11 protein-coding genes are annotated in these 24928 nt (G+C 44.7%); all 11 read left to right on the top strand.

From position 1 onward, the window contains the following. The first annotated feature begins 50 nt into the window (after positions 1-50). Positions 51-10001 (top strand): Rib/alpha-like domain-containing protein, encoded by a 9951-nt coding sequence (locus tag F6I03_RS03870; protein WP_150983069.1) that lies wholly within the window; start codon positions 51-53, stop codon positions 9999-10001. Positions 10002-10174: 173 nt separating this feature from the next. Then, positions 10175-11491 (top strand): accessory Sec system protein translocase subunit SecY2, encoded by a 1317-nt coding sequence (secY2, locus tag F6I03_RS03865; RefSeq protein ID WP_083290520.1) that lies wholly within the window; start codon positions 10175-10177, stop codon positions 11489-11491. Between the two features lie 16 nt (positions 11492-11507). Then, a complete protein-coding gene (gene asp1, locus F6I03_RS03860; protein WP_070626203.1) occupies positions 11508-13046 on the top strand; it encodes an accessory Sec system protein Asp1 in 1539 nt (512 codons plus the stop codon). Beyond that, the gene (gene asp2, locus F6I03_RS03855) at positions 13015-14568 is read left to right on the top strand and encodes an accessory Sec system protein Asp2 (protein WP_070430495.1); all 1554 of its coding nucleotides are present in this window, start codon (positions 13015-13017) and stop codon (positions 14566-14568) included. Before asp1 ends, asp2 begins: the two co-directional genes overlap by 32 nt. Next, positions 14546-15511: an accessory Sec system protein Asp3 gene (asp3, locus tag F6I03_RS03850; protein WP_070430494.1), complete on the top strand. Its 966-nt coding sequence runs from the start codon at positions 14546-14548 to the stop codon at positions 15509-15511. The genes asp2 and asp3 overlap by 23 nt, the downstream gene beginning before the upstream one ends. Next, positions 15498-17870 (top strand): accessory Sec system translocase SecA2, encoded by a 2373-nt coding sequence (gene secA2, locus F6I03_RS03845; protein ID WP_083290519.1) that lies wholly within the window; start codon positions 15498-15500, stop codon positions 17868-17870. The genes asp3 and secA2 overlap by 14 nt, the downstream gene beginning before the upstream one ends. Positions 17871-17886: 16 nt before the next feature. Continuing rightward, positions 17887-19398, top strand: a complete 1512-nt coding sequence (gtfA, locus tag F6I03_RS03840) for an accessory Sec system glycosyltransferase GtfA (protein ID WP_070430492.1) — start codon at positions 17887-17889, stop codon at positions 19396-19398. After that, the gene (gtfB, locus tag F6I03_RS03835) at positions 19395-20729 is read left to right on the top strand and encodes an accessory Sec system glycosylation chaperone GtfB (RefSeq protein WP_070430491.1); all 1335 of its coding nucleotides are present in this window, start codon (positions 19395-19397) and stop codon (positions 20727-20729) included. Before gtfA ends, gtfB begins: the two co-directional genes overlap by 4 nt. A gap of 7 nt (positions 20730-20736) precedes the next feature. Continuing rightward, complete coding sequence (locus tag F6I03_RS03830) at positions 20737-20931, top strand: hypothetical protein (RefSeq protein WP_070430490.1); 195 nt, start codon at positions 20737-20739, stop codon at positions 20929-20931. Positions 20932-20958: 27 nt separating this feature from the next. Beyond that, positions 20959-23622, top strand: a complete 2664-nt coding sequence (locus F6I03_RS03825) for an SP_1767 family glycosyltransferase (RefSeq protein WP_150983068.1) — start codon at positions 20959-20961, stop codon at positions 23620-23622. After that, positions 23622-24902, top strand: a complete 1281-nt coding sequence (locus tag F6I03_RS03820; protein WP_070430488.1) for a glycosyltransferase — start codon at positions 23622-23624, stop codon at positions 24900-24902. Before F6I03_RS03825 ends, F6I03_RS03820 begins: the two co-directional genes overlap by 1 nt. Positions 24903-24928 lie beyond the last annotated feature (26 nt).

Raw genomic sequence — 24928 nt, 5'->3', positions numbered from 1 at the left:
ATGTTTTGTCGCTTTTATTTGTATTTTTATTTAGAGAAGAAGGAGAGTCTATGAAGAGAAAGTTTAGGCATGGCGACTTCTTAGAAACCGAACGTCAAACACGTGTCAAACTTCATAAGTCAGGGAAGCACTGGGTGAGTACTTGCCTGTCGAAGTTTGGCCTTTTGCGTTTCTTTGGTAGCCAAGAAGTCGTAGAAGATGTTCAAATTTCAGAAGATGTTGATCTCGGCAGCCAAGGTCACTTGTTCAAGGGACTAACGACCCTAGGTGCCTTAGTTGGTGGGGCTGGGTTAACCTCAGCCCAGGTTTCTGCGGACGAATTACCAACTGAGAAGGCTTACGAGAAAGAAACCCTAGCGGAAGCGGAAACAGCAGAATTATCAGCTGCTTCTGAGACACCGAGCCAAGATGTGGCAAGTGAAACCGTAAGTGTTCAAACACAGGAACAAGAGGATGAAGCTTCTGTGGAGGCTTCAATTTCAGCTTCCATCAGTGAATCGACTTCAATTAGTGAGTCACTGTCAATTTCTGCGAGCGAGTCGGCTTCTATCAGTGCCTCAGAATCTGAATCCGCTTCAGTCAGTGGATCGAGCTCTGAAGCGGCTAGCTTGTCTGAAAGTGCGGAAACTTCGACTTCTGAAGGAGACAAAGCGAGTGAGTCTGCAGCAGAGGCAAGTTCTGAAACGGAATCAAGTGATCAAGCAGCTGAAGACAGTCGATCTGCCGATGAAGCAAGCCGTGAACCCGTTCTAGAAGACCAGTCCGCCGCTGATCAAGCACCACAAGCTCAGGCTCAAACACGTCCTGAAGCTGGGACAAGCAGCCAGGTCTTTAATGTGGACCAGGCTCGTTTTGACCTGGATACAGCAGTCGATCCAGTCATTGCCCAGAATGGTGCGGAAGTAACCGCTCTGGCTGGTGCCGCAAGTGTTCAAACCAATGGTAAGACCCCGAACGAAGCGGCACGGGAAGATGAGAATCTCCAAGCAGGCTTAGAACGTTCGACTGCTCAAGAAGATGACCGCAGCCAAGCAGGTTATTATGCGGCTGTAAGCAATCTCGCCGGCAACAAGGCCCAGGTCAAAGAAGACCTAGAAAAGGCCCTAGCTCATAACGATGGGGCAGCTAGCGATTTAGCATCCTATAAGTCTCGAATTGACGCTGCCAACACCATTGAAGAAATTGGCTCTGTAGTTAAAGAAGCTCAAACAAAATATCCTGCGGCTAATGTAGCACCACAAGAGGAAACACCTGAAGAGAAAGCACAAAAAGAAGCTCAACTCAATTCAGCGAAGGCATCTGCTAAGACTAGTGCCCAAGCAATCTTAGATGCACGGGCCCAGGCCAATAACTCCCAAGCAACTGGTGCAGATCCAGCCCATGTAGCAGCTGTACAAGCTAAGATCGATGCTGCTCAATCGACAGCTGAAGTTGATAAAATTATTTCTGACTTAAATGATTCAGCAAGTGCGGATACTATTCTAGTTCCTAAGACTGATCAGGATGGGAGAAGATACTTCGAAGATGTCGATACGGGTAAGAAGTATTATCTAGAACCTAACTGGAATGAAGATTCCATCAAGGGCCAGAACTCAATGCGTTGGGAATTGGAGCCAGGTCAAGAACTGAGAGTCATTAATAACCCTTCAGAGCCTTTGAGCGTCCAACAGTTGAAATACAAGGGCTTCCATGAGACAGCCGATGGCGACCAAGTTATCGATATGATGTATACCCATACCCCTCGATCAGCCTATGTTTGGACTCGCCTAAACTTAAGAATTTCCGATGACCTCCAAAAACGGATTGACTGGACCAAATCCTATTATGAAGACCGGAATGGGAATGTTTATCGCTTCATTAATGGTAGCCAAGCCAATGATAAGCTTCTAGTTCTATCAAATATTGAAACCGGGACTGAAACAAAACGGTCACCAATCCGTCTGTACCTGCGTGACAATGTAACGAGAGCAGAATTGGATACGATTGATACGACCATCCAGGCTCGTCTCTTAGATGCTAATGGGAATGTCTATACTAAGTACATGGGTGGTACTAATGATTCCAATATGAGTTTAACCGGCTATGGTTCTTATACCCAGTCTGTCACCATACCTAAGACGACTTCGACTAATCTAAAGTCAGGGCTCAACCCTTACCTACAAGTTATTTCATCTGTTGACCAGGCGCCAGACTTTGTTTCTAGTCAAAATACAGTTTCCTATAATCCATCTGAAAACAAACTCTATGTGGCGAGTCAGTTCCATAAGAAAGATACGGATAACCGAAATGAGAAACTCAACGGCCAATCCATTGCTTACCGTCTAGCCTTTGATAAAGAACTTTTAGATGTTTTGAAGGAAGATGACTATGGGTACATTGGTTATGTCGAACCTTCCATTACATCAGGAATGAAGGGAGCGGTTAATCCAAATAATGTTAGAACCGGCTTTACCCGCAATCAAGTCAATGTAGTTGGTGATATGGCTTATGTGATCTATGCACCGAATGAATTTGACTATAATGATGAAACTGGTCAAATAATTTATGCTAATAAGGGTACCCAAGGCTTTATCGATAATATTTCGACGGAACTGTCAGGCCAGCAATTTACCCTAACGACTTTAAATGTCGATTCTGATAACCTGAAGAAGCTCTATCCAACCATTAATGACCAACAGCCTGAAATGACTGCAATCTCAGTGCATTCAGCGATGATCATCGAAAATGATCATGGTATCGACCGGGTTAAGATGACTACTGATCAGGAGGCTGTGGCTAGACAAGGGGATAAGATTGAAATCCGCTTCGCTAAACCAACTAACCATGGCGTCAAAAGATCTGATTTAATCGATGGGGAGATTCTCTATTGGAATGAATCTGCGGCTAAGTTAGCCATGAAGGCAGGCGAAGCACCAATTATCGGTCATCTAGGGGTTTATCCAGCTTCTCGTGGGGCTAGAGGATCGGATGCCAGATATGACTTTGCCGTCAATGCCAATAATACTGTTTATACCTACACCTTACCTCATGACTTCAAGCTAGCGGCTGGGTCTGAGATTAGTCTCTACACTGGGGCTAACGGCAAATTGGTTGATAACAGCGGTGAAGTTTATATCAACGGCGTAAAAGTTGCTGAATTCGGACCAGGCCAGGCAGAAACTTCTTATGCTCCAAGATTAATTATCGGGACAGAAGTTAATTCATCAGCTCTGCTCGACAGAACCCAATACATGCCTGTTGTTGAGGACATGTATGACTTTGACAAGGTGATTACAGGCTATACCTATGTCCCTAACCAATTGGTAGAAATTTCTTATATTGATGCGAATTCAGGCCAGACCCGTTATGTGCGGACTATGTCAGGGAATGCAGCAGAACTAGGTGCAAGTTATACTGTTGAAGGTGACAAGACCTATCCAGAACCCGGCAAGGGCTTGTACAAGTTTGAATATGCAATCCCCGATACAGACCGCGTGGTGAAAGATTCTCCAATTGTCGCAAGATCCTTCAATTATCAGGTTGGGACTGAAGAAAGAGCTCTTGCAGATAATGAAGAAGCCATCCAAACTTCTGTAGGGTCAGATGCGGTTATTGCTCGTGTACTTATCCAGGTTACCTATGACCTCAACCAACCTAACGGAACTTCTACCCGCCGCGTGATGACCTATGCCGCGCCAGTCGAAACGACAGATGCTGCCGGTAATACGACGGCCATTGATAACTCCGACGTTCCTCGTAACGAAGACTTCTCCAATGAAGTGGGCTATACCAATAACGGCCTAGAAGGTAATATGGCCAATGACCCGACCTTGGAAGGTTATCGTTTCTTGGGTTGGAACACCGCTCAAGATGGGTCAGGAGAATTTGTCACGCCTGAAACTGCCTTCCAAAACTCAACCACGGTCTATGCGCAATGGGAAAAAGTGTCCATGGCTGAAGAGTTCGAGCCAGGCTATGACAACATTTCGCTTGAAGAAGGCCAAGCTGGAACAGTTAATGCGCCAAGTTTCGTTAAGAATGGTCAAGCTGCTAATCCAGAAGTCCTACAATACACAACAAGTGCAAGTGGTGTAACAGTTAACAATGATGGCTCAATTACCGTTCCAGCAAGTCTCACTGAAGGCCAAGCTGGTCAGACGATTCAAATCCCGGTCACTATTACTTATGGGGACAATTCAACCGATACCGTCGATGTCTATGTTGATGTGACACGCAAGCCAGAAAATGAGCTCTACGAACCAAGTGTGACACCAGTTGAGAAAGATTATGGTCAAGCTCCAACTCAAGATGAGATCAAGAACGCGGTAACTGTACTTGGTTACGAGGAAAACCCAGCTTATCCAGGTCAAACACCAACCGTAACAATTGATGATCCAAATGCTTTACCAGATGGCAAGACTCCAGGCGTTCATGAGGTGCCAGTTACTGTTGAGTACCTAGATGGAACGAAGGATCCAGTGACGGTTAAGGTTATTGTTAACAAATCAAATGAAGACACTTATCAACCAAGTTATCCTCAACCAACAGTTACAGCTGGTGAAACAAGCCCAACTGAGCTAACACCAAGCTTTACTGCTAATGTACCTAATGATCCAAATGATCCGATCGGTCCTTCTCACGAGGAACAAGGTGTTACTCCTCCAGCGGGAACTAAATTTAGCATTAATGTAGGAACTGGGGGTACAGGTTTTGCGACGGCAGATGGTGATCAAGCAACAATTGATCCAAATACTGGAGTAATCAGCTTTACACCAGGAAGCAACCATGCAACTGAGACGCAAGTTAACATTCCAGTTAAAGTTACTTATCCTGATGAAACAAGTGATGAAGTTACAGCAACTGTAACCGTTAAGCCTCAACCAGAAAATGATAAGTACGAACCAAGTGTGGCTCCAGTTGAAAAAGACTATGGTGAACCAGCTACTGAAAACGATGTGACAACAGCAGTAACAATTCCTGGCTATGAAGAGAATCCAGCTTATCCAGATCAAAGACCTACAGTAACAGTTGACGATCCAAGCACTTTGCCAGACGGTAATACGCCAGGTAACTATACTGTTCCAGTTACAGTGACATATCCAGATGGAACTAAGGACCAAGCTGACGTTACCGTGACAGTTAAGATGAAGGATAAGGCTGTTTATGATACTTCCTATCCAGCAGTTAATCATGCAGAATCTGGTCAAGGTTCGATCACGATCAGCCCTACCATCTTCACTGAAGCTGAGATTCAGGACCCTGCTTATCCGAACGATCCATTGAAGACAGTTACCACTAAGAAGGCGATGTCCGATGTGCCAACTGGAACGACATTCGCTTTCCAAGATCCAAATGCAGCAGGTGTCACAACTACTGAAGTGACTTTGAATAATGGTGATACAGCCTCAATTAATCCAATAACTGGGGAAATTACTTATACGCCAGCTGCTGGACATAAGGAAGATAGTGTTCAGACCTTACCGACTATCGTTACAAGCTATCCAACAGGTCAAGTAGATCATGATAATGTGACGGTAAAGGTTGAAAAAGACAATGATTCACTGTCTGAATCTGCTTCTAACGCAGAAAGTGAATCCACCCACAGCTTGTCAGAAGCAATGTCACAAGCAGCTTCAGCGAGTGCCTACAGCACATCAGTAGCGGCTTCAGAATCTGCTCATAGTACGTCAGTAGCAGCATCAAACTCAGCACATAGCTTGTCGGAGGCAATGTCACAAGCGGCCTCAGCCAGTGCCTACAGCACATCAGTAGCAGCTAGTCAATCCGCTCACAGCGCCTCAGTGGCGACATCAGAAGCAGTAAGCCAAGTGGCAAGTACATCTGTAGCGACGTCACAAGCAGCAAGTGAATTGGCACATAGCGCATCCCAAGTCGCTAGCCAATCTGCGCATAGCCTATCTGAAGTGATGTCACAAGCAGCTTCAGCAAGTGCCTATAGTACATCAGTAGCAGCGTCAGAATCCGCCCACAGTGCGTCAGTAGCAATGTCACAAGTAGCCTCAGCAAGTGCTTACAGCACGTCTGTAGCAGCTAGTCAATCCGCTCACAGTGCCTCAGTGGCAACCTCAGAAGCGGTTAGCCAAGTAGCAAGCACGTCCGTAGCAGCCTCCGAGTCTGCTCATAGCTTGTCCGAAGCAATGTCACAAGCGGCCTCAGCCAGTGCCTACAGCACATCAGTAGCAAATAGCGAATCTACTCATAGTGCATCTGTAGCGGCTAGTCAATCTGCTCACAGCGCATCGGTTGCGACTTCAGAAGCAGTGAGTCAAGTGGCGAGCACGGCCGTAGCTGCATCCGAATCTGCCCACAGCTTGTCCGAAGCGATGTCACAAGCGGCCTCAGCGAGTGCCTACAGTACGTCTGTAGTAGCTAGTCAATCCGCTCACAGCGCCTCAGTGGCGACATCAGAAGCAGTAAGCCAAGTGGCAAGTACATCTGTAGCGACGTCACAAGCAGCAAGTGAATTGGCACATAGCGCATCCCAAGTCGCTAGCCAATCTGCGCATAGCCTATCTGAAGTGATGTCACAAGCAGCTTCAGCAAGTGCCTATAGTACATCAGTAGCAGCGTCAGAATCCGCCCACAGTGCGTCAGTAGCTGCATCAAACTCGGCAAACAGTTTATCTGAGGCTATGTCACAAGTAGCTTCAGCCAGTGCTTACAGCACGTCAGTAGCAGCTAGTCAATCCGCTCACAGTGCCTCAGTGGCAACCTCAGAAGCCGTAAGCCAAGTAGCAAGCACATCAGAAGCAGCCTCCGAATCCGCTCACAGCACGTCAGTAGCGGCTTCAGAATCTGCTCATAGTACGTCAGTAGCAGCATCAAACTCAGCACATAGCTTGTCGGAGGCAATGTCTCAAGCGGCCTCAGCGAGTGCTTACAGCACGTCAGTAGCAGCTAGTCAATCCGCTCACAGTGCCTCAGTGGCAACCTCAGAAGCCGTAAGCCAAGTAGCAAGCACATCAGAAGCAGCCTCCGAATCCGCTCACAGTGCGTCAGTAGCTGCATCAAACTCGGCAAACAGTTTATCTGTAGCAATGTCACAAGTAGCTTCAGCAAGTGCTTACAGCACGTCAGTAGCAGCTAGTCAATCCGCTCACAGTGCCTCAGTGGCAACCTCAGAAGCCGTAAGCCAAGTGGCAAGCACTTCAGTAGCTGCGTCTGAATCTGCGAATAGTTTATCAGAAGCTATGTCACAAGTAGCCTCAGCAAGTGCTTATAGTACCTCAGTAGCGAATAGTCAGTCTGCGCATAGCGCATCCGTAGCAGCCTCCGAGTCTGCTCATAGCTTGTCAGAAGCAATGTCACAAGCAGCTTCAGCCAGTGCCTACAGCACGTCAGTGGCAGCGTCTGAATCTGCCCATAGTGCATCGATTGCGACTTCAGAAGCAGTAAGTCAAGTAGCAAGCACATCAGAAGCCGCCTCCGAATCCGCTCACAGTGCCTCAGTAGCTGCATCAAACTCAGCACATAGCTTGTCGGAGGTAATGTCTCAAGCGGCCTCGGCCAGTGCCTACAGCACGTCAGTGGCAGCATCTGAGTCTGCGCATAGTGCATCAGTAGCAGCGTCTGAATCCACCCACAGTGCGTCAGTAGCTGCATCAAACTCGGCAAACAGTTTATCTGTGGCTATGTCACAAGCAGCTTCAGCCAGTGCCTACAGCACGTCAGTAGCGGCTTCAGAATCTGCTCACAGCGCATCGGTTGCGACTTCAGAAGCAGTGAGTCAAGTGGCGAGCACGTCCGTAGCTGCATCGGAATCCGCCCACAGCTTGTCAGAAGCAATGTCACAAGCGGCCTCCGCAAGTGCCTATAGCACGTCAGTAGCGAATAGCCAGTCTGCTCATAGCGCATCTATCGCAACATCGGAAGCAGTGAGCCAAGTGGCCAGTACATCCGTAGCAACGTCACAAGCAGCAAGTGAATTGGCACATAGCGCATCCCAAGTCGCTAGCCAATCTGCGCATAGTGCATCAGTAGCTACTTCAGAGGCGGTAAGTCAGGTAGCTAGTACATCAGTAGTAGCATCGGAATCCGCCCACAGCTTGTCAGAAGCAATGTCACAAGCAGCATCAGCCAGTGCCTACAGCACATCAGTAGCAAATAGCGAATCTACTCATAGTGCATCTGTAGCGGCTAGTCAATCTGCTCACAGCGCATCGGTTGCGACTTCAGAAGCAGTGAGTCAAGTGGCGAGCACGTCCGTAGCTGCATCGGAATCCGCCCACAGTTTGTCTGAAGCTATGTCACAAGTAGCCTCAGCAAGTGCTTATAGTACCTCAGTAGCGAATAGTCAGTCTGCGCATAGCGCATCCGTAGCAGCCTCCGAGTCTGCTCATAGCTTGTCAGAAGCAATGTCACAAGCGGCCTCAGCAAGTGCCCACAGCACGTCAGTAGCTGCATCAAACTCGGCAAACAGTTTATCTGTGGCTATGTCACAAGTAGCTTCAGCAAGTGCTTACAGCACGTCAGTGGCAGCATCGGAATCCGCCCACAGCTTGTCAGAAGCAATGTCACAAGTAGCTTCAGCAAGTGCCTATAGTACATCAGTAGCAGCGTCAGAATCCGCCCACAGTGCGTCAGTAGCTGCATCAAACTCGGCAAACAGTTTATCTGTGGCTATGTCACAAGCAGCTTCAGCGAGTGCCTACAGCACGTCAGTAGCTGCATCAAACTCAGCACATAGCTTGTCGGAGGCAATGTCACAAGCGGCCTCAGCCAGTGCTTACAGCACATCAGTAGCCGCTAGTCAATCCGCTCATAGCGCATCAATAGCGACTTCAGAGGCAGTAAGCCAAGCCACAAGCACTTCAGAAGCAGCACACAGCGCTTCACAGGCAGCTAGTCAATCTGCTAATAGCGCATCTGTTGTTATCTCTGAATTAATGAGCCAGTTAGCGAGTGCGTCAACAGCTGCATCCGAATCTGCCTACAGCGCCTCGGTAGCTACTTCAGAAGCGGTTAGCCAAGTGGCCAGCACGTCCGTAGCTGCATCGGAATCCGCCCACAGCGCCTCAGTGGCGACATCTGAAGCGGTTAGCCAAGTGGCCAGCACATCATTAGCAGCCTCCGAATCCGCCCATAGCGCTTCAGTTGCAGCTTCGGCTTTAGCTCATAGCTTATCCGAGGCAATGTCCGAAACGATTAGTGAGCATGTCTCCCTATCTGAACTTGACTCGAGATCGGATTCCTTACTTGAATCACAACAGACTTCAACGAGTCTCGAGCAATCGGCTACGATTTCTGAACAAGGTTCTGTGATTGCAAGTCTTTTATCTGAAGCGCAAAGTCAAGCGCCAAATTCAGAATCTAACATGGTTTCTGAAGTCCACTCTCATGGTCCAGGTTGGATTGAATCTGAACTTCCAGAATTTGATATTGAAAGCTTCTCTACTTCCTTATCAGCTTCAGCGAGTGCATCACTTGAAACATCGATTAGTGCTTCTCAAAGTGAATCGGTAGCGGTGAGTCTGAGCCAGGCTGCTTCAGCATCAGAATCGATTTCATTATCGGAATCAGCTTCAATTAGTGCTAGTCAGTCAAGTTCTGATCAGGCAGTAGCTCCAGGTTCAACGAGCGATTCGTTGACTGAATCAACAGCTACGAGCACGTCTGAAGGTCAAGTAGTCGCACCAAGTTCGATGAGCGACTCCCTCACTGAATCAACAAGCACTAGCGTGTCTGTTGATCAGGCAGCCGCGCCAAGTTCGACAAGTGATTCTGCGGCGACATCAACAAACGCCAACAATTCAGCTGCTCAACATGCTAGCGATTCTGCTCTTAGCAGTGCAAGTCAGTCTGCTCAAACTTCCTCGACCAGCCAAGGTCAAGCAGCGACAGCTAAACAAATGACGGGTGCTCAGACAATGGCACACCGCCGTCAACCACGCACCAACCAAGTCTTGCCTAAGACAGGTGGAACTTCTAGCTTATTAGCACCGGGTCTACTCTTTGCTCTTGCAGGTCTTGGCATGGTATCAAGTAAACGCAAGAAGAAATAAAAAGCATAGTAATTCCTTGCAATAGTTAGTAAGGAATTGCTAAGCTAAGAGCTGAGAAGGACTTTCTCCTTCCTAATCTAATTGGATAGAAACTGTCCTGTAATTAACACGAAACTATGAGTGAACTCAGATTAATGTGTTACAGTATAGTATTGCGTTTAAGATAATAGGGCTTGGGAGCTTTGGCTCCCAACCCTTTTATTTTTTATAAAGAAGAAAGGATTATCAAACTTGTGTCTATAAGTTTACGGCGATTTTTCAATTTATCATTATTACAACAAAAAATATTATTCACAGCACTTATTTTAATTATTCTCGTAATTGGAAAGACGCTTCCTTTACCACTCGTTGACTTTCAGACTTTGAGTGACCACTACCAGGCAGATGATTTTCTGTCAGTTGCCTTGAGTGTGACTGGGGGTGACTTGGAGAGAGCCTCCCTCTTTACTTTGGGGATTGGCCCTTATATGTCAACCATGATTATTTGGCGCTTTGTGGCCATGTCTAAGTGGTATAAAAAGCTTAAAGTTCCCATAAAAAAAGAGACGATCTATCGTAACCTTCTAACCTTGGTTATTGGCAGTATTCAGGCTTTAAGCTTGGTGATGGCCTATCCCTTAAATCAGGAAATTGCCTTAGCTGATGGCCTGATGCAAGCAATACTTGTCATTTTCTTACTGGCCGGAAGTTTTTATCTGATTTGGCTAGGCAATAAGAATACTGAATTTGGTATTGGGGGGCCGACGGTGATTATCTTAGCTAATATGCTCATGCGGATTCCGCGCAATTTTTCTGCGATGCAAACGTATATCACTGGAATTGCCAATCAAGAGGAAATCTATCTCTTTGCTTTTTCCGCTCTCTTTGCTGCTTTTACTGCTTTAACGACCATCTTAATGGAGAAGGGAGAACGGCGCATTCCTTTAAATCGGGTTATGATCAATAACGATTTTGCTGAAAAGTCTTACCTTCCGATTAAAGCGAATCCGAGTGGGGGGATGGCAATTATGTATGCCATGACAATCACAGCCTTGCCGCGTTATATCCTACAATTAATTCTTCATTTCAATCCGGAAGCTAGTTGGGCAGAGGCACTTATGGCTAATCTAGGAATGACCCAGCCTTTAGGGGCAGGTATTTACCTAGCAATTGTTATCTTTCTAAGTTTAGGTTTTGCCTTTGTGAATGTCGATCCTGAAGAATTAGCGGAGAATCTACAAAAATCAGGAGATTATATTAGCGGAGTCAATCCCGGCAAGGCAACGGAGGGTTATCTGCGTCGGGTTATCTTCTATATGGCTTGTATCGGAACAGGCTACATGCTCTTTGTCGTTGGCTTACCCACTGTTTTAGGTGTTATCTTTCCTGAACATGCTCGCACATTGCGGTCTGCTTCAAGTATTTTAATTTTATTCTCACTGAGTTTAGGGATTCTTGAGGAACTTAAGGCCTTACATATCCGAGGTAAATATAAGGGTATCTTTGAATAAGTAAAGGAGGACTTGGATGTATTATTTTGTACCGTCTTGGTATTTAGGCGATCAATCCTGGGATGAAAGTCATCTATCTTATGACCAATTGTTCTTTGATGACACGATTAATCAGATGCGAATCTTTCATGAAGCAGGAGAAACTATCGAACTTCTTCTCTTAAATTATATGCCTCATCTGAGGAATCGCCTCCACGACCAAGTCTTAGATCGAATTCCCTATTGGTCAGTCTTTGATGCTGTACAAGGTTTTGAGGATGCACCAAGTCAGGCTCTATTGTTGGAGGACTTGGTCTGGCCTGGACGCATTCAATTCGTGCCGACACCTTTTGCAATGTTGGCCTATCTGGAGGGAGAGCACTATGCAGATATCAATTATTCTTCTGAAGGCTGGATCCATGATGTCGTCTTCTATAAGGATAGATGTAAAGAAAAAAATCTAGTCTTTGACGATCGTGGTTACCTATCGAGTGCCTATTACTACAATGCAAAGGAGCATTTAGTGCGGCATGACTTCTTTAATTCATCGGGACAAAGAATTTTGAGCCATGATTACCAGACAGGCCAAGTTACTTCTTGGTCAGATAGATTTCCTCGAGTCTTTGATACAATGACGCATTTCATTAGAGCTCAAGTGACCGATTACTTTAGTGATCACTTAAGCCAGAAGGATGTGCTCGTCATCGCTAATGACAAGCAGCATGATGACTTATTATTGGCTGCTGGGCCCAAAGGAAAGAAAGTTTATTCCATATTTTCTAGGCGGCCACTGGATAAAAAATCTAACCTGCTTGATCAAGCAGACCTAGTTATTGTTGATAGTGAAGCAAGCCAGGGTATATTAAGGGATAGCGACAGTAAGCAGGCAGAGAACATATTAAACTTGACGCCCTTCGATACGCGTTTGCAGTTAGGTTTGAGTCAACGGGTTAAGGCTCTACGTGTCTTCTACCAGCTTGATGGTGTGACCGATAGCCAGGTGCAGGAATTTTTGGAATTAATGCTAAAAAAAATAAAGGCAGACCGGCGTATAGAGGTGATTTTAGCAGGTTTTCGTTTATCCTATGAAAGGGAAGGCGTCCTTAAAGACATCGTGCAGACTTTTGAAGAGAAAATCCACCCCGTCCAGCAAGAGGTGGAAGACTTTGAAGATAAGTTACCAGATGATGAGCAGCTTCCCGCTTTTCAATTGCGAAACCTGCAGACGGATAAGGATTTGATTCAAGAGTTTCAGACGACTCGTTTGGTGATTGATCTGGCTAAGACGCCCAACCTGTATACGCAGATTGCAGCTATCAGTGCTGGAATTCCGCAAATTAACCAGGTAACGACTGCCTATGTTGATCATAAGAAGAATGGCTGGATTGCAAAGAATAGGGACCAACTGAGTGAAGGCATTGATTATTATCTTCAAGGCCTGAAACATTGGAATGAGGCCTTAGTTTATGCGGTTGATAAGATTAATCGTTATCATGGAAATGAAATTGTAGAAGCATGGCAAGCTTATTTAGGGGAGAAGACAAGTGACAAGAGTATTGCAGATAGGAACAAGTGACTGGTCGCAGGGGGTTGAATTTCTTTGTGAAGTGGATTGGACGTTTATAGAGCCATCGAATCCTTCTCTTACTTTAGAAGAACTGGGTTTGGATACGGAGCCGAGACCCTTTTCATTGGTGTTAATTACTGGAGAAGTGCCTCCGTTATGGGCAACAGATCTCTTGCCTTATATGGAAGCTTACAGTGTCTTCATTGATAGTCGCTATATGGATTACTATAAGCAAACTAGTTTTAAGGCTTGGTTTGATTATAAACTTGCAAAGTTTGTTCAAATAATGGATCCTGCTTACTTTGTCGTCGAAATGACTAAACTTTATTTTGATGGCAATTATGGAGAGCGGATGAATATTACGCTGATCCAGTTCCAAGACAGTTTTAAAGGGCGTTGTCGGATGGAAGGACATAATAGCTATCAAGTTGAAGCTATTGATGAAAGTGAATGGACGCCCTTCCTCTATTGGCAGAGAAACTTGGTTGTTAGTCGTGACCGTTATATCGATCTATGGTTGGAATATCAAGCTGATGATTCACTTGATATTCGCTTACGGGTTTATTATACCCGCTTGGGATCTATCAATGAGCTAGTCCAAGTAGCAGTATATACCGAGGAAGATCTTAAAGAAACGATTACTTTAGATCCAAGCGAAGATGCTTATGCCACATGCTGTTTAGAGGTCAAGGGAAAGGGGAAGATCCGTTTAAGTGATCTTCATATTCGACACTCCCGTAAGGAATTTGGTTGCTTTATCCCAGGAGGCCAAGTCTTAAGAGATAATCGCCGAGAAGAACTGATCTTCTACTTTCATCCAGGTAACCTTAAGCCCCCGCTCAATGTTTATTTTTCGGGTTATCGGACAGCAGAAGGTTTTGAAGGATTCTGGATGATGAAGGGGCTTGAACATCCCTTTATATTAGTAGGGGATCCTAGGTCAGAAGGGGGAGCCTTCTACCAAGTGAGTCAAGAATTGGAAAGTCGGCTCTTAGCGAAGATTAACTCCTGTCTTGATCAACTTGGCTTTGATGACAGTCAAATTATTTTCTCAGGCTTATCCATGGGCACGACAGGCGCATGCTATTACAGCAGTTTCTTTAACCCTTATGCCGTGGTGATAGGTAAACCCTTGTTATCGTTAGGAAACATGGCTAGAAAGCAACGCCTCGTCCGGCCCGATGAATTTCAGACTTCTCTGGATCTCGTGCGACGTTTTGATCATGGCGACCAGGAAGAAGTTTTAGAGTTTATGGATCAGCGTATCTTGAACCGCATGGCAGAGGGAGCTTATCGTGGGACGACCTTCGCAGTATCTTATATGAAGAATGATGATTACGATGATACCGCTTACTATAGGCTCTTGGAAGTTTTGAGAGGAAAGTCGGCTAAGGTGATAAGTAAGAGTTTCCTTGGTCGTCATAATGACAACACACCTGGTATTACCAACTGGTTTATCAACCAATACCGGCGTTTACTGACAGAAGCAGAAGGTGAGGAGGTCTTGAATGCAAGTCGGACGATCAATTAGATGGGGCCAAGCTAACGCTGGCGATTTTGCTTATGGGTCGCAAATCATTTGGCAGAGTCCAGATGAAGTTTATTTTGAAAATGCCCTCATGCCCTCAGGAAAGCAGATAACATCATGGTCCTCTCGAAGCTTTTTCCAGATGACTAAGGAAAGTGCCAAGCTTCCCCTGCTAAGACGGGGGGCAGCTTACCAGCTGTTTTTCTTAGGTCAAAGTTCTCCTCAAGCCAGGGTTTTCTTTAAGGTATCCTTCTATGATTATTATGGAAGCTTGATTGAAGAAAGCTACTTGCGCAAGCGAGGTGATTACTTCAAGGTACCAGAAAATTATAATGCCTATGCTATCACGATGCAGAACGGCGGCTGTCGTGCTGTTGACTTTCGACAAATTATCCTACGAGCCTATGAAGAGAAGCGGGCAGGAGATTTTGAGCAAGCTTATGCTCTACATGTTGGAACAAAGACTAAGTACTTAATCTTTGATGAACTGGGTAACGGTCCACAGATTGCGTCATTAAGGGGAAGTCATACGCCTTATAGCTATATCACTTCTAGGCTGAGCAAGGGTCAGCTTTATTTAAGAGAAGAAGCGCGAGAGCTTGTTGACCAAGCCTATAGGAAACAAGATCAGTTGACTTTAGTGGGTTATGGCCCTATTAGTAACATAGCCGCCCTATATCATGGCGAACGGTTAAGCTGTCCAACTTTGATTACAGAAGATTTATTGACGGAGGCTGACTATCTTAGCCTCCACGCCAGTTTAGGCCTAGATCAAACATTAAAGGGAGCCCTGGCCAATTATAAGGACTTGTTGCACAGGGATGGGGTAAGGATTTATGCACCAGGACAACTTCAATCGACAGAGAGCGTCTCTGCCTTCTTGCAAGATTATAAACCCCAATTAAAGCATTTGGGCCATGAGGGGGAATTCGATGCCAAAATTTGATTTAGATAAGGGCCGCCTGCGCCGACTTCGCAAAATACTAAAAAAAGTTAATCAGGAAGCTAATGGGATGGCAAGACTAACAGATGGTCAATTGCGTCATAAGACTGATGAGTTCAAGGCGCGCTACCAAGAGGGAGAGAGCCTAGATGAACTCTTACCGGAAGCTTTTGCGGCGGTTCGCGAAGCGGCTAAGCGTGTCCTCGGGATGTACCCTTACGATGTCCAAGTACTCGGGGGGATTGTCCTCCATGAGGGGCATATTGCTGAAATGAAGACAGGGGAAGGGAAAACCCTAACAGCAACCCTACCTATCTACCTGAACGCTCTGACAGGTCGTGGGGTTATCCTGGTGACCGTGAATGACTATTTGAGCTGCCGGGATGCTGAAGAAATGGGCCCACTTTATCGTTTCATGGGCTTGTCAATTGCCATGGGGGCTCCTGAAGATGCGGATGATCTCGAAGCTGAAGATAAGAAGGCCATCTATGCAGCAGATATTGTCTATACCACCCATTCTAGCTTGGGCTTCGACTATCTGATTGAAAATCTAGCGGATTCTCGCGACCAGCAGTATTTACGCGACTTCTATTATGTCATTATTGATGAAGTAGATGCAGTTTTGTTGGATAGTGCGACAAGTCCTCTAGTCATTGCAGGCTCGCCTAGGGTTCAATCAAATCTCTATGCCTTAGCAGATGATTTTGTCGTCAGTCTGGAAGAGGAACAAGATTATTATGTTACTGATGAAAAGGATGGGGTCTGGTTAACTCAAAAAGGAATCAAGTTAGCCGAAGAATATTTCCGCTTAGAGAAGTTCTACCATAAAGATAATCGTGAACTTGTTCGCCAGGTGAGCTTAGCCTTAAGGGCTCACTGCCTCTTCGAGAATGAGAAAGATTATGTTGTTCAAGATGATGAGCTCGTCCTACTCGATTCAACAGATGGGCGTTTGCTTAAAGGAACCCGTCTTCAAGCGGGGCAACATCAGGCTCTTGAAGCCAAGGAGCATGTCTCATTAACCGCGGATAATCGGTCCATGGCCTCTATTACCTATCAGAATTTATTTAAATTGTTTGATAAAATGGCGGGAATGACAGGGACCGGTAAGCCAGCAGAAGATGAGTTCATAGAGACTTATCAGATGGAAGTTATCGCGATTCCTACCCATAAGCCAGTTATTCGTAAAGACTTACCGGATTCTATTTACCGCAGCTTCCCTGATAAGGTTTATGCGGCTATCCAATATATTAAAGAGCGCCATGCGACCGGACAGCCCCTGTTAATTGCCACTGGCTCCGTTCAATTATCCGCCTTATATTCAGCTATTCTACTGAAAGAAGGCATTCCACATAATGTATTGAACGCCTACAACGCTGTCAAAGAAGCTGAAATGGTCAAAGAAGCGGGCCAAATGGGGGCAGTCACAGTGGCTACCGCTATGGCAGGGCGAGGAACCGATATTAAGCTCGGATCAGGAGTCGCTGAATTGGGAGGCCTAGCTGTGATTGGAACAGAGCATATGACAAGTGAGCGTATCGACCTTCAATTACGAGGCCGTGCAGGCCGTCAAGGGGATCCTGGTATGAGTAAATTCTTTGTTTCTTTAGAAGATGAATTGATTCACAAATGGGGCCCTGAACATATTCGCTATTATTCTGATGAGGATACTAGGCCCCCTCAAGCCAAGGCATTGTCGAATTTTCGCTATCAAAAATATTTTGAACAAGCCCAAGAAGCAAGTGACAGCAGCAGTGAAAGCTCCCGTCAGCAAATCCTACAAATGGATGAAGACATGCGTATCCAGCGTGAGTTAATTTACCGTGACCGCAATGCCTTGCTTGCAGGGGGAGGGTTAAAAGCGATTGACTTTGAATCCCTTGCCCAAGAAGTTTTTGAGGCCTTCACTCGGACCTTAACTTCTGATCAAAGTCGCGCCTTTCAAATTGAACGCTTTATCTATGACTATCTCTCCTATAATATTAGTCCGGACTTTGGAGCACTTGGCCAGATGTCGGATAAGCAGCTGCAAAATTATTTAATGAAATTATTCAATAGTCAATACCAAGCAAAAAAGAGACGTTTCAACGACCAAGCACTCTTTGAAGATTTTATCCGCAAGTGTCTATTGAAGGCGATTGATGCGACTTGGATTGAACAGGTCGACTATCTGACGCAATTCAAGCAAGTCGTGATGAGTCGGCGGTCTGCACAGCGTAACCCGATTTATGAATACCAACGTGAAGCTTATTGGTCCTATCAAGAAATGCGTCAGCGGATTTATTTTGAGATTGTGCGTTACCTGTCACTGAGTGAGCTAGTCCAATCAGAGACCGGCAAAATGCTAGTGCAATTTGCCTAGGAAAGAGGAGGAGCTTATGACAATTTATAATATTAATTTGGGAATTGGTTGGGCTTCAAGTGGAGTCGAATATTCCCAGATCTACCGGTCTAGAATTTTTGACCAGCTAGGAGAGTCAGCTAAGTTTGTCTTTGTTGATCTTATTTTAAATGAAAATATTGCTCACTTTACGCAAAATATTGGTTTTAGGGATGAAGATATTATTTGGATGTATCTTTACTTCACAGATATCAAGATTCGAGCAACTTCTTATCGCTTAGCGGATGTGAAGGCCAGCCTGGCTCACGCCATCGAAGAGGAGAAGAAAGAGGGGGACCAAATTGTCCGACTCTACTATGACCAAGGCCAGCAGTATGCAACTTGTTACCTTGTTGAAGGAAGCGATGACTTAGTTAACCGAGTGGAATTTGTGGTTAATGGTTGCTTGGTGAGTAAGGATTACTATAACTATACGCGTTTTCTTTCGGAGTATTATGCGCCCCAGGATAATAAGGCAAAACTCTATCAGCGCCGGTATTTCAATGAAGATGGTTCCGTTGCATATGAAGAGATTGTTGATGGAGCCCATAGTGTTTTTAAGATGCCGGATGCTATCCTCTACAATAAAGAAGAGCTCTTTGCCTATTTTATTCAAAAATTAAACTTATCCGAAAGAGATATCGTTATCTTAGACCGGGCAACTGGTACCGGTCAGGCTGTTTTCCAATATGCTCCACCAGCTAAGATTGGCGTTGTTATCCATGCGGAACATTTTAGTGAAGGGCCAACGACTAATGACTATATTCTCTGGAATAACTATTATGACTATCAGTTTATGCATAGTGATACGGTTGATTTCTTCATTGCCTCTACTCAGGCTCAAAAGGAAGTCTTAGACCAGCAATTTGCCCATTATTATAATAAAGAAGCTAAGGTTTATGCTATTCCTGTGGGGAGTATCTCGAACTTAAAATATCCCCAGCCTGGCGAACGACAAGCCTTTAGCTTGATGACGGCTTCGCGATTAGCGGCAGAGAAGCATGTAGATTGGCTCGTTGAAGCAGTAGCAAGGGCGAAAGGGGAAATTCCACAAATTACTTTTGATATTTATGGTAAGGGCAGTAAAGAAACTAGCCTGAGGGAATTAATTAAAGATCTAGGGGCAGAGGACTATATTCAGCTTAAGGGCCACCAGGATCTTGCCCAGGTTTACCAAAAATATGATTTATATTTTGCTGGATCGACGAGCGAGGGTTTTGGCCTGACACTACTAGAAGCTATTGCTGCTGGCCTACCCATTATTGGTTTTGAAGTGAATTATGGCAATGTCACCTTTGTTGAAGATGGCAGCAATGGCTACCTGGTTCCTTACCAGCCGGGCTGCGATGCGGAAGACAATATCGCGGCCTTAACAACTAAGCTACTTAAGTATTATCGCGAAGCTGACCGGCAAGCCATGCAGGAGGCTTCTTACCAGAGAGCTCAAAATTTCTTAGATGAGAAGATTATAGCTGCTTGGCGCAAGTTATTAGAGGAGGTACAGTCATGATTAATTTATTCGAAAATTATAATGAAGCAAGTCGCGACTTACACCATTCTTTAATACAGGCAGGTTACCAGTGGCCAAGCATTGTTCTTAAGGATGAAGGATTCTTACCGCAGGAAGTTCAGAGCCCCTATCAATTCTTTATGGGAGAAGAGGATGAGTCAGGCAAGGCACTTTATTTTAATGAACTGCCTATGGATCCTTTTTGGGAAATATCTGGTGACAATAGTAAGGCCCAGGTCAAAGACTTAGGTCAGCTAAAAGCACAAATCTATTATGCAGACCCTAAGGAGCAGCGTTTAATCAATAAAGTCGACTGGTTGGATGAACAAGGACGGGTGGCTTTTGTTGATCTTTACAATCAATTTGGTCGTCACTTCAGCCGAATTGCTTTTGATACGGCTGGTGGTATGTCCATGCAGACCTACTATGATACTAAGGGACGAGAGGTTATTGTTCATAACTTAGTGACCGCTGCTGTCAGTCTGGCCTATCAAGATAAGCATTATTTCTTTAAAGATTTAATTGACTTTTTCTGCTTTTATCTGAAGGCGAGTGGCCTAGACTTGTCGGAGTTATTGATGAATTCTCTAGGGCTGCCCTTTTTAGTTTCCCACCGTCTGAACTTAGAAGGAGAGGATATCTTGTTCTGGCAAGAACCCATCACAGATGAAATTCCTGGAAATATGCAGTTGATTTTCAATGGAGGAACTGGACGGGCTAAGCGGGTGATTACGGATGATCTGGGAAACTTTGAACGCTTACACCAGTTGATGGACGCGCAAGGCATTGCGTCTATTGATGATAAACTCGATCATTTAGGTTATATCTATCCCCTCGAACAGCCGATGAGTCAAGCAAATGAGGCACTCATTTTGACCAATACGGATCAAGTGGAGTCATTGGAATATATCGTTAAGATGCTTCCTGAATGGGAATTTCATGTGGGAGCCATTACCGAAATGTCGGACAAACTAATGAATCTTGACAGCTATGATAACCTACACCTCTATCCTAATATTTCTAAGGACAGGGTAGCCGACTTATTTAAGAGGTGTAACTGCTATTTAGACATCAACCATAGTATTGAAATTTATAAGGCTGTCCGCCAAGCCTTTAACCATAGTCAAATTGTCCTCGGTTTTAAGGAGACCCTCCACCAACCTAGATATATAGCACCTAGCCATCGTTTTAGCGCTGAGCAACCAGTAAATTTAGTTGCTTTAATGCAGACCTTAGCTCAGGACCAGGAAGAACGTGATAGAGCTTTAGCGGTCCAACTTTCCTATGCTGGCCAAACGACAGTGGCAGATTACCAGAGAGTGTTAGGTTAGAGATGCGATGAAAGATAAAGAAAAGAATGTCCTAGACCAAGAAATTAAACGCATGGTAGCCAAGGAACGCAATGAAAAAATCGAAGATCAGGATAAGGAAGAAGATAAGCTCTCCAAACTCCCAGTCATTTTGGGGATACTGATGGGCCTATCAATAATCCTAGGGCTGGTCTTATCCTTGTTAGCTGTATTTAATAGTTGAGATTTGTAGAGTGAAAGGATAGTTAAGATGAAAAAATTTCTCACAGTGCTCTATGGCCATGCCCAATCTAGCACCGCACAGATTTCACAACACCAGGTCGCTAAGATAGCCAAAGATTTTGGCTTCAATGAACTGGCTATCCCTACCTTAAGTCATGGGCGAGAAGGGGCGGCTGAGCGATCAATTCGGATTGAAGGTATCCTAGCAGGTGTTGAAGCAGGTGACTTAGTGCTGGTGCAATTTCCAAGTTGGAATGAATTGGCCTTTGACCGGGCTTTAGTTAGTCAGTTAAAGCAAAGGAAAACGCGTCTGGCTCTCTTCGTTAACGATGTGCCTTTCTTAATGTTTGAGAGCACGTCGTCGCTAATCCAAGAATATGTGGCGATCTTTAACCAGGCCGATTTACTTATTGTGCCAAGTGAGACTTTGTATAAGCAATTAGTTAGCTATGGCGTCCAAGTTAACCGCTATGTAGTCCAAGAAATGTGGGACTATATCCAGCCCCTCCATCTGGACCAACCGAGATTTACGCGCCAGGTCCATTTTGCTGGAATTCCTGAGAAGTTTCGTTTGGAGAAAGAATGGCCCCTTGATTACCCCCTGACGGTATACGGTGAGGCTCCTGAGGAAAAGAACCACCCAGCTTTTAATTACCAGGGTTGGCTTCCGCAAGAAGACTTGATGCGTCGCTTGTCAAAGGGCGGCTTTGGTTTAGTTTGGGGTGGCAGTGAAGGCCCTTGGCATGATTATTACCATTACAACTGTATTTATAAATTATCGACCTATCTGGCTGCGGGAATTCCAGTGATTATTCCAGAAGATATTGGTCAAAAAGACATAGTGGTCGGTAATGGCTTAGGGCTAGCTATCAGCAGTCTCGATGAATTACCAGATTTATTAGAAAATTTTACCAAAGCAAACTATGATAAACTCCTAAAAAATGTGGCAGAATTTAATCTCTTGATCAAGAATGGCTATTTCACACAAAAAGTACTGGTTGAAACAGTCCACCAGATGATAAGAAAAGATGGACATAGGGCTCAGTCCTTCAAGGGGAAACTTACCGTCTTTACATATTCCCAGGAAATCGAAGCCATCGAAGAGCTGATTCAAAATATGCCGGATTATGCTTTTCGCATTGCAGCTCCCACGAATATGAGTCCCAAGCTTTTGCAGCTCAAGCAATATGCGAATTGCAGTCTCTATCCCTCTGCCGATCAGAGTCTATTTGATCGCTTAATTGAAGAGACAGATATTTACTTAGATATCAATTACCAGGAAGAAATTTCGGGGACTATCGAATCCTGTGTTGCCCAAGAGCTACCGATTCTGGCTTTTGACAGTACCTGCCACCGTCCTGATTTGATTTCGAGACGGCATATTCATTCTAAGGGTGATGTCCAGGGCCTAGCTTGCCATATTGACTGTCTCATGAAGGAAAAAGAATCAACAGCAAGTTGTCGGGCTGTCATCTGTACTAATACGGACCAATTAGAACAGCTCGAAAGCCTGGTTGTTGGATGCCCAGAGATTAGCTTCCATATTGCCGCACCGACCTTGATGGGAGACCGGCTACTGGACCTGAAGTCTTACAAGAATGTCATGCTCTACCCCCAGGCAGGTTCAGAAGAAATGGCGGACCTCTTAGCTGGAGCAGACCTTTATTTGGATATCAACCACTTCACTGAAGTGGGACACAGTGTGGAAACCGCCCACCGTCTGGGCCTTGAGATATTTACTTTTGCCGGCTTGGCCCACCAAGCTGACTTAGCGGGGCAGCATGTTTATGAAACTGAGCAGATTGATACGATGGTCGCTGATCTAAGAAAATTTGCTGAGAAAGTAGGAAAACAGAGCGAGCAGTTGAGCAGTTTCCAGCCTCAAATTTTATCCATTGATGAAAGCCTAGACTATATCGAGGCCCATCACCCTTCAGTGGCACGTTTCGGCGATGGTGAAATGGCTATTATTTCAGGCCTTAGTATCCACTACCAACATTACGATGCAAAATTAGCAGACCGGCTCAAAGAAATTTTGGGGCGGACAAGTGATGAAGACTTTATGGTTTGCTTAGCCGATATCTTCACTGGTTGGGATCGTTATCAGAAACATTTTTATGATTTTTGGAAGGATAATTTGAGCATCTATAGAAAAACTTATGCCCGCTTATGTCCAGCGGAGTGGTATGGGAATTCATTTATTTCAAGGCCTTATAGTGATTTAGTCGATAAAAGGCCGAGTGCTCGCTACTTCGAAAAATTAAAGGCCCTGTGGCAGGACCGTGACCTATTGATTGTTGAAGGTAAATATTCCCGTTCGGGGGTAGGAAATGATCTCTTCAAGGGGGCCAAGTCCATTCGGCGGGTTATTGCTCCACATAAAAATGCTTACAGTCAAATTGACCGAATCGAAGCTGCAATTTTGGATGAACATCAGGGAGCGCTAGTCCTTTTGATGTTAGGGCCAACAGCTAAGGTAATTGCTTATGATCTTTACCAAGAGCTTGATCAAGTTATTGACCTCGGTCATATTGACTCCGAATACGAATGGTTTTTAATGGGGGCAGAGACGAAAGTGAAACTGCCTGCCAAACACACTGCTGAGCACAATTACGATGAAAACATTGCTGAAGCAGTCGACGCAGACTATCTTTCTGAAATTATTTTAGATTTTAGTGATGGAGGAGAATAATGAATATACCTATATCGATTATTATTCCTATCTATAATGAGGAAAAATACCTTATCGAATGTCTCGAATCTGTGAGAAGGCAAACTTTTACAGACTTTGAAGTCATCATGGTCAATGATGGATCCACTGATGCCTCACCTGTTATTGCAGATAATTATTGTCAGAGAGACGAGCGTTTTAAATTGTATCATCAAGAAAATCAAGGCCTGTCTGCGGCACGAAATTTTGGAATTAGCCAGGCTAAGGGAGACTACATTTTTTTCTTAGATTCAGATGATAAGATTGTAGAAAATAGCTTGGACGTGATGTATCGACTCGCCCAAGCAAAAGATGCAGATATTGTGATGTCCTCTCACAGACTGTTTAATAACCAAGGAAATATATTTTATAAATCAATCGGGGATATTGACATTCTTCTTTATGATCCCATTGAAGCAGTTGAGAGAATAGAAACAGCCAATTTCTGGGATTCTTTTGTTAATGTTGGAGGGAAGCTTGTTAATTCAGGAATAGTTCGTAAGCATTTATTTCCAGTGGGAATGTATTATGAAGACCTAGCTGTTACTTATAAATGGTATTTAGAAGCAAACAACATATGTTATATCAGTATTGATTTATATCATTATCGCCAACATGACAATTCTATTATGTCTACTGAACTTACTAGCTTACCCAAGCGTCTAGGTGATTACATCAGTCACTATCAAGAAAAAATCGATTATATGGCTGAGTATGATATCTATCTTCCAGCAACCCTCGCTCTCCACTTATCTAAGCTACACCAAAGTCGGACGGTGTATCAAGATTTCGAAGAAGATTCAAGAGAAGTTTGGAAAGAGGAATACCAGCGTTACTTCAGTCTTAAAGATTTTTCATATCATGCATTCATTTTGACCTATTCAGCTGACTTGGAGCACGTTGAAGACTTAGCTCGTGAACTTCCTGATCTTTGCATTCATATCGCAGCATATACTTCTGTAGCGCCAAACCTCATTGACCTAGCAGAAAGACTCGAAAACATCTTTATTCACCCCTTAGCTCATAACGATCTAATTGAAGACCTACTAAACCAAGCCGACATCTACCTAGATATCAATTATTATGAAGAAGTTGATGATATTGTCAGTCGCGCGATCCAAAAGGGTCTTCCAGTGCTTGCTTTTGACTCGACAGTCCATAGACCAGACTTAATCGAGCCAGAGAATATCTTTACAGGGGATGAAGTGAATCAAATGGCTGAGAAAATTAAGGAACTAGTCCTTGAAGTTTCAGAGCGCTAATTTGTTCCCTAGCTAGAATATAAGAT

The organism is Aerococcus sanguinicola (assembly GCF_008726925.1).
Taxonomy (GTDB): domain Bacteria; phylum Bacillota; class Bacilli; order Lactobacillales; family Aerococcaceae; genus Aerococcus.
Note: the sequence above shows the minus strand (reverse complement) of the source record. Positions and strands in the feature narration are given on the sequence as shown.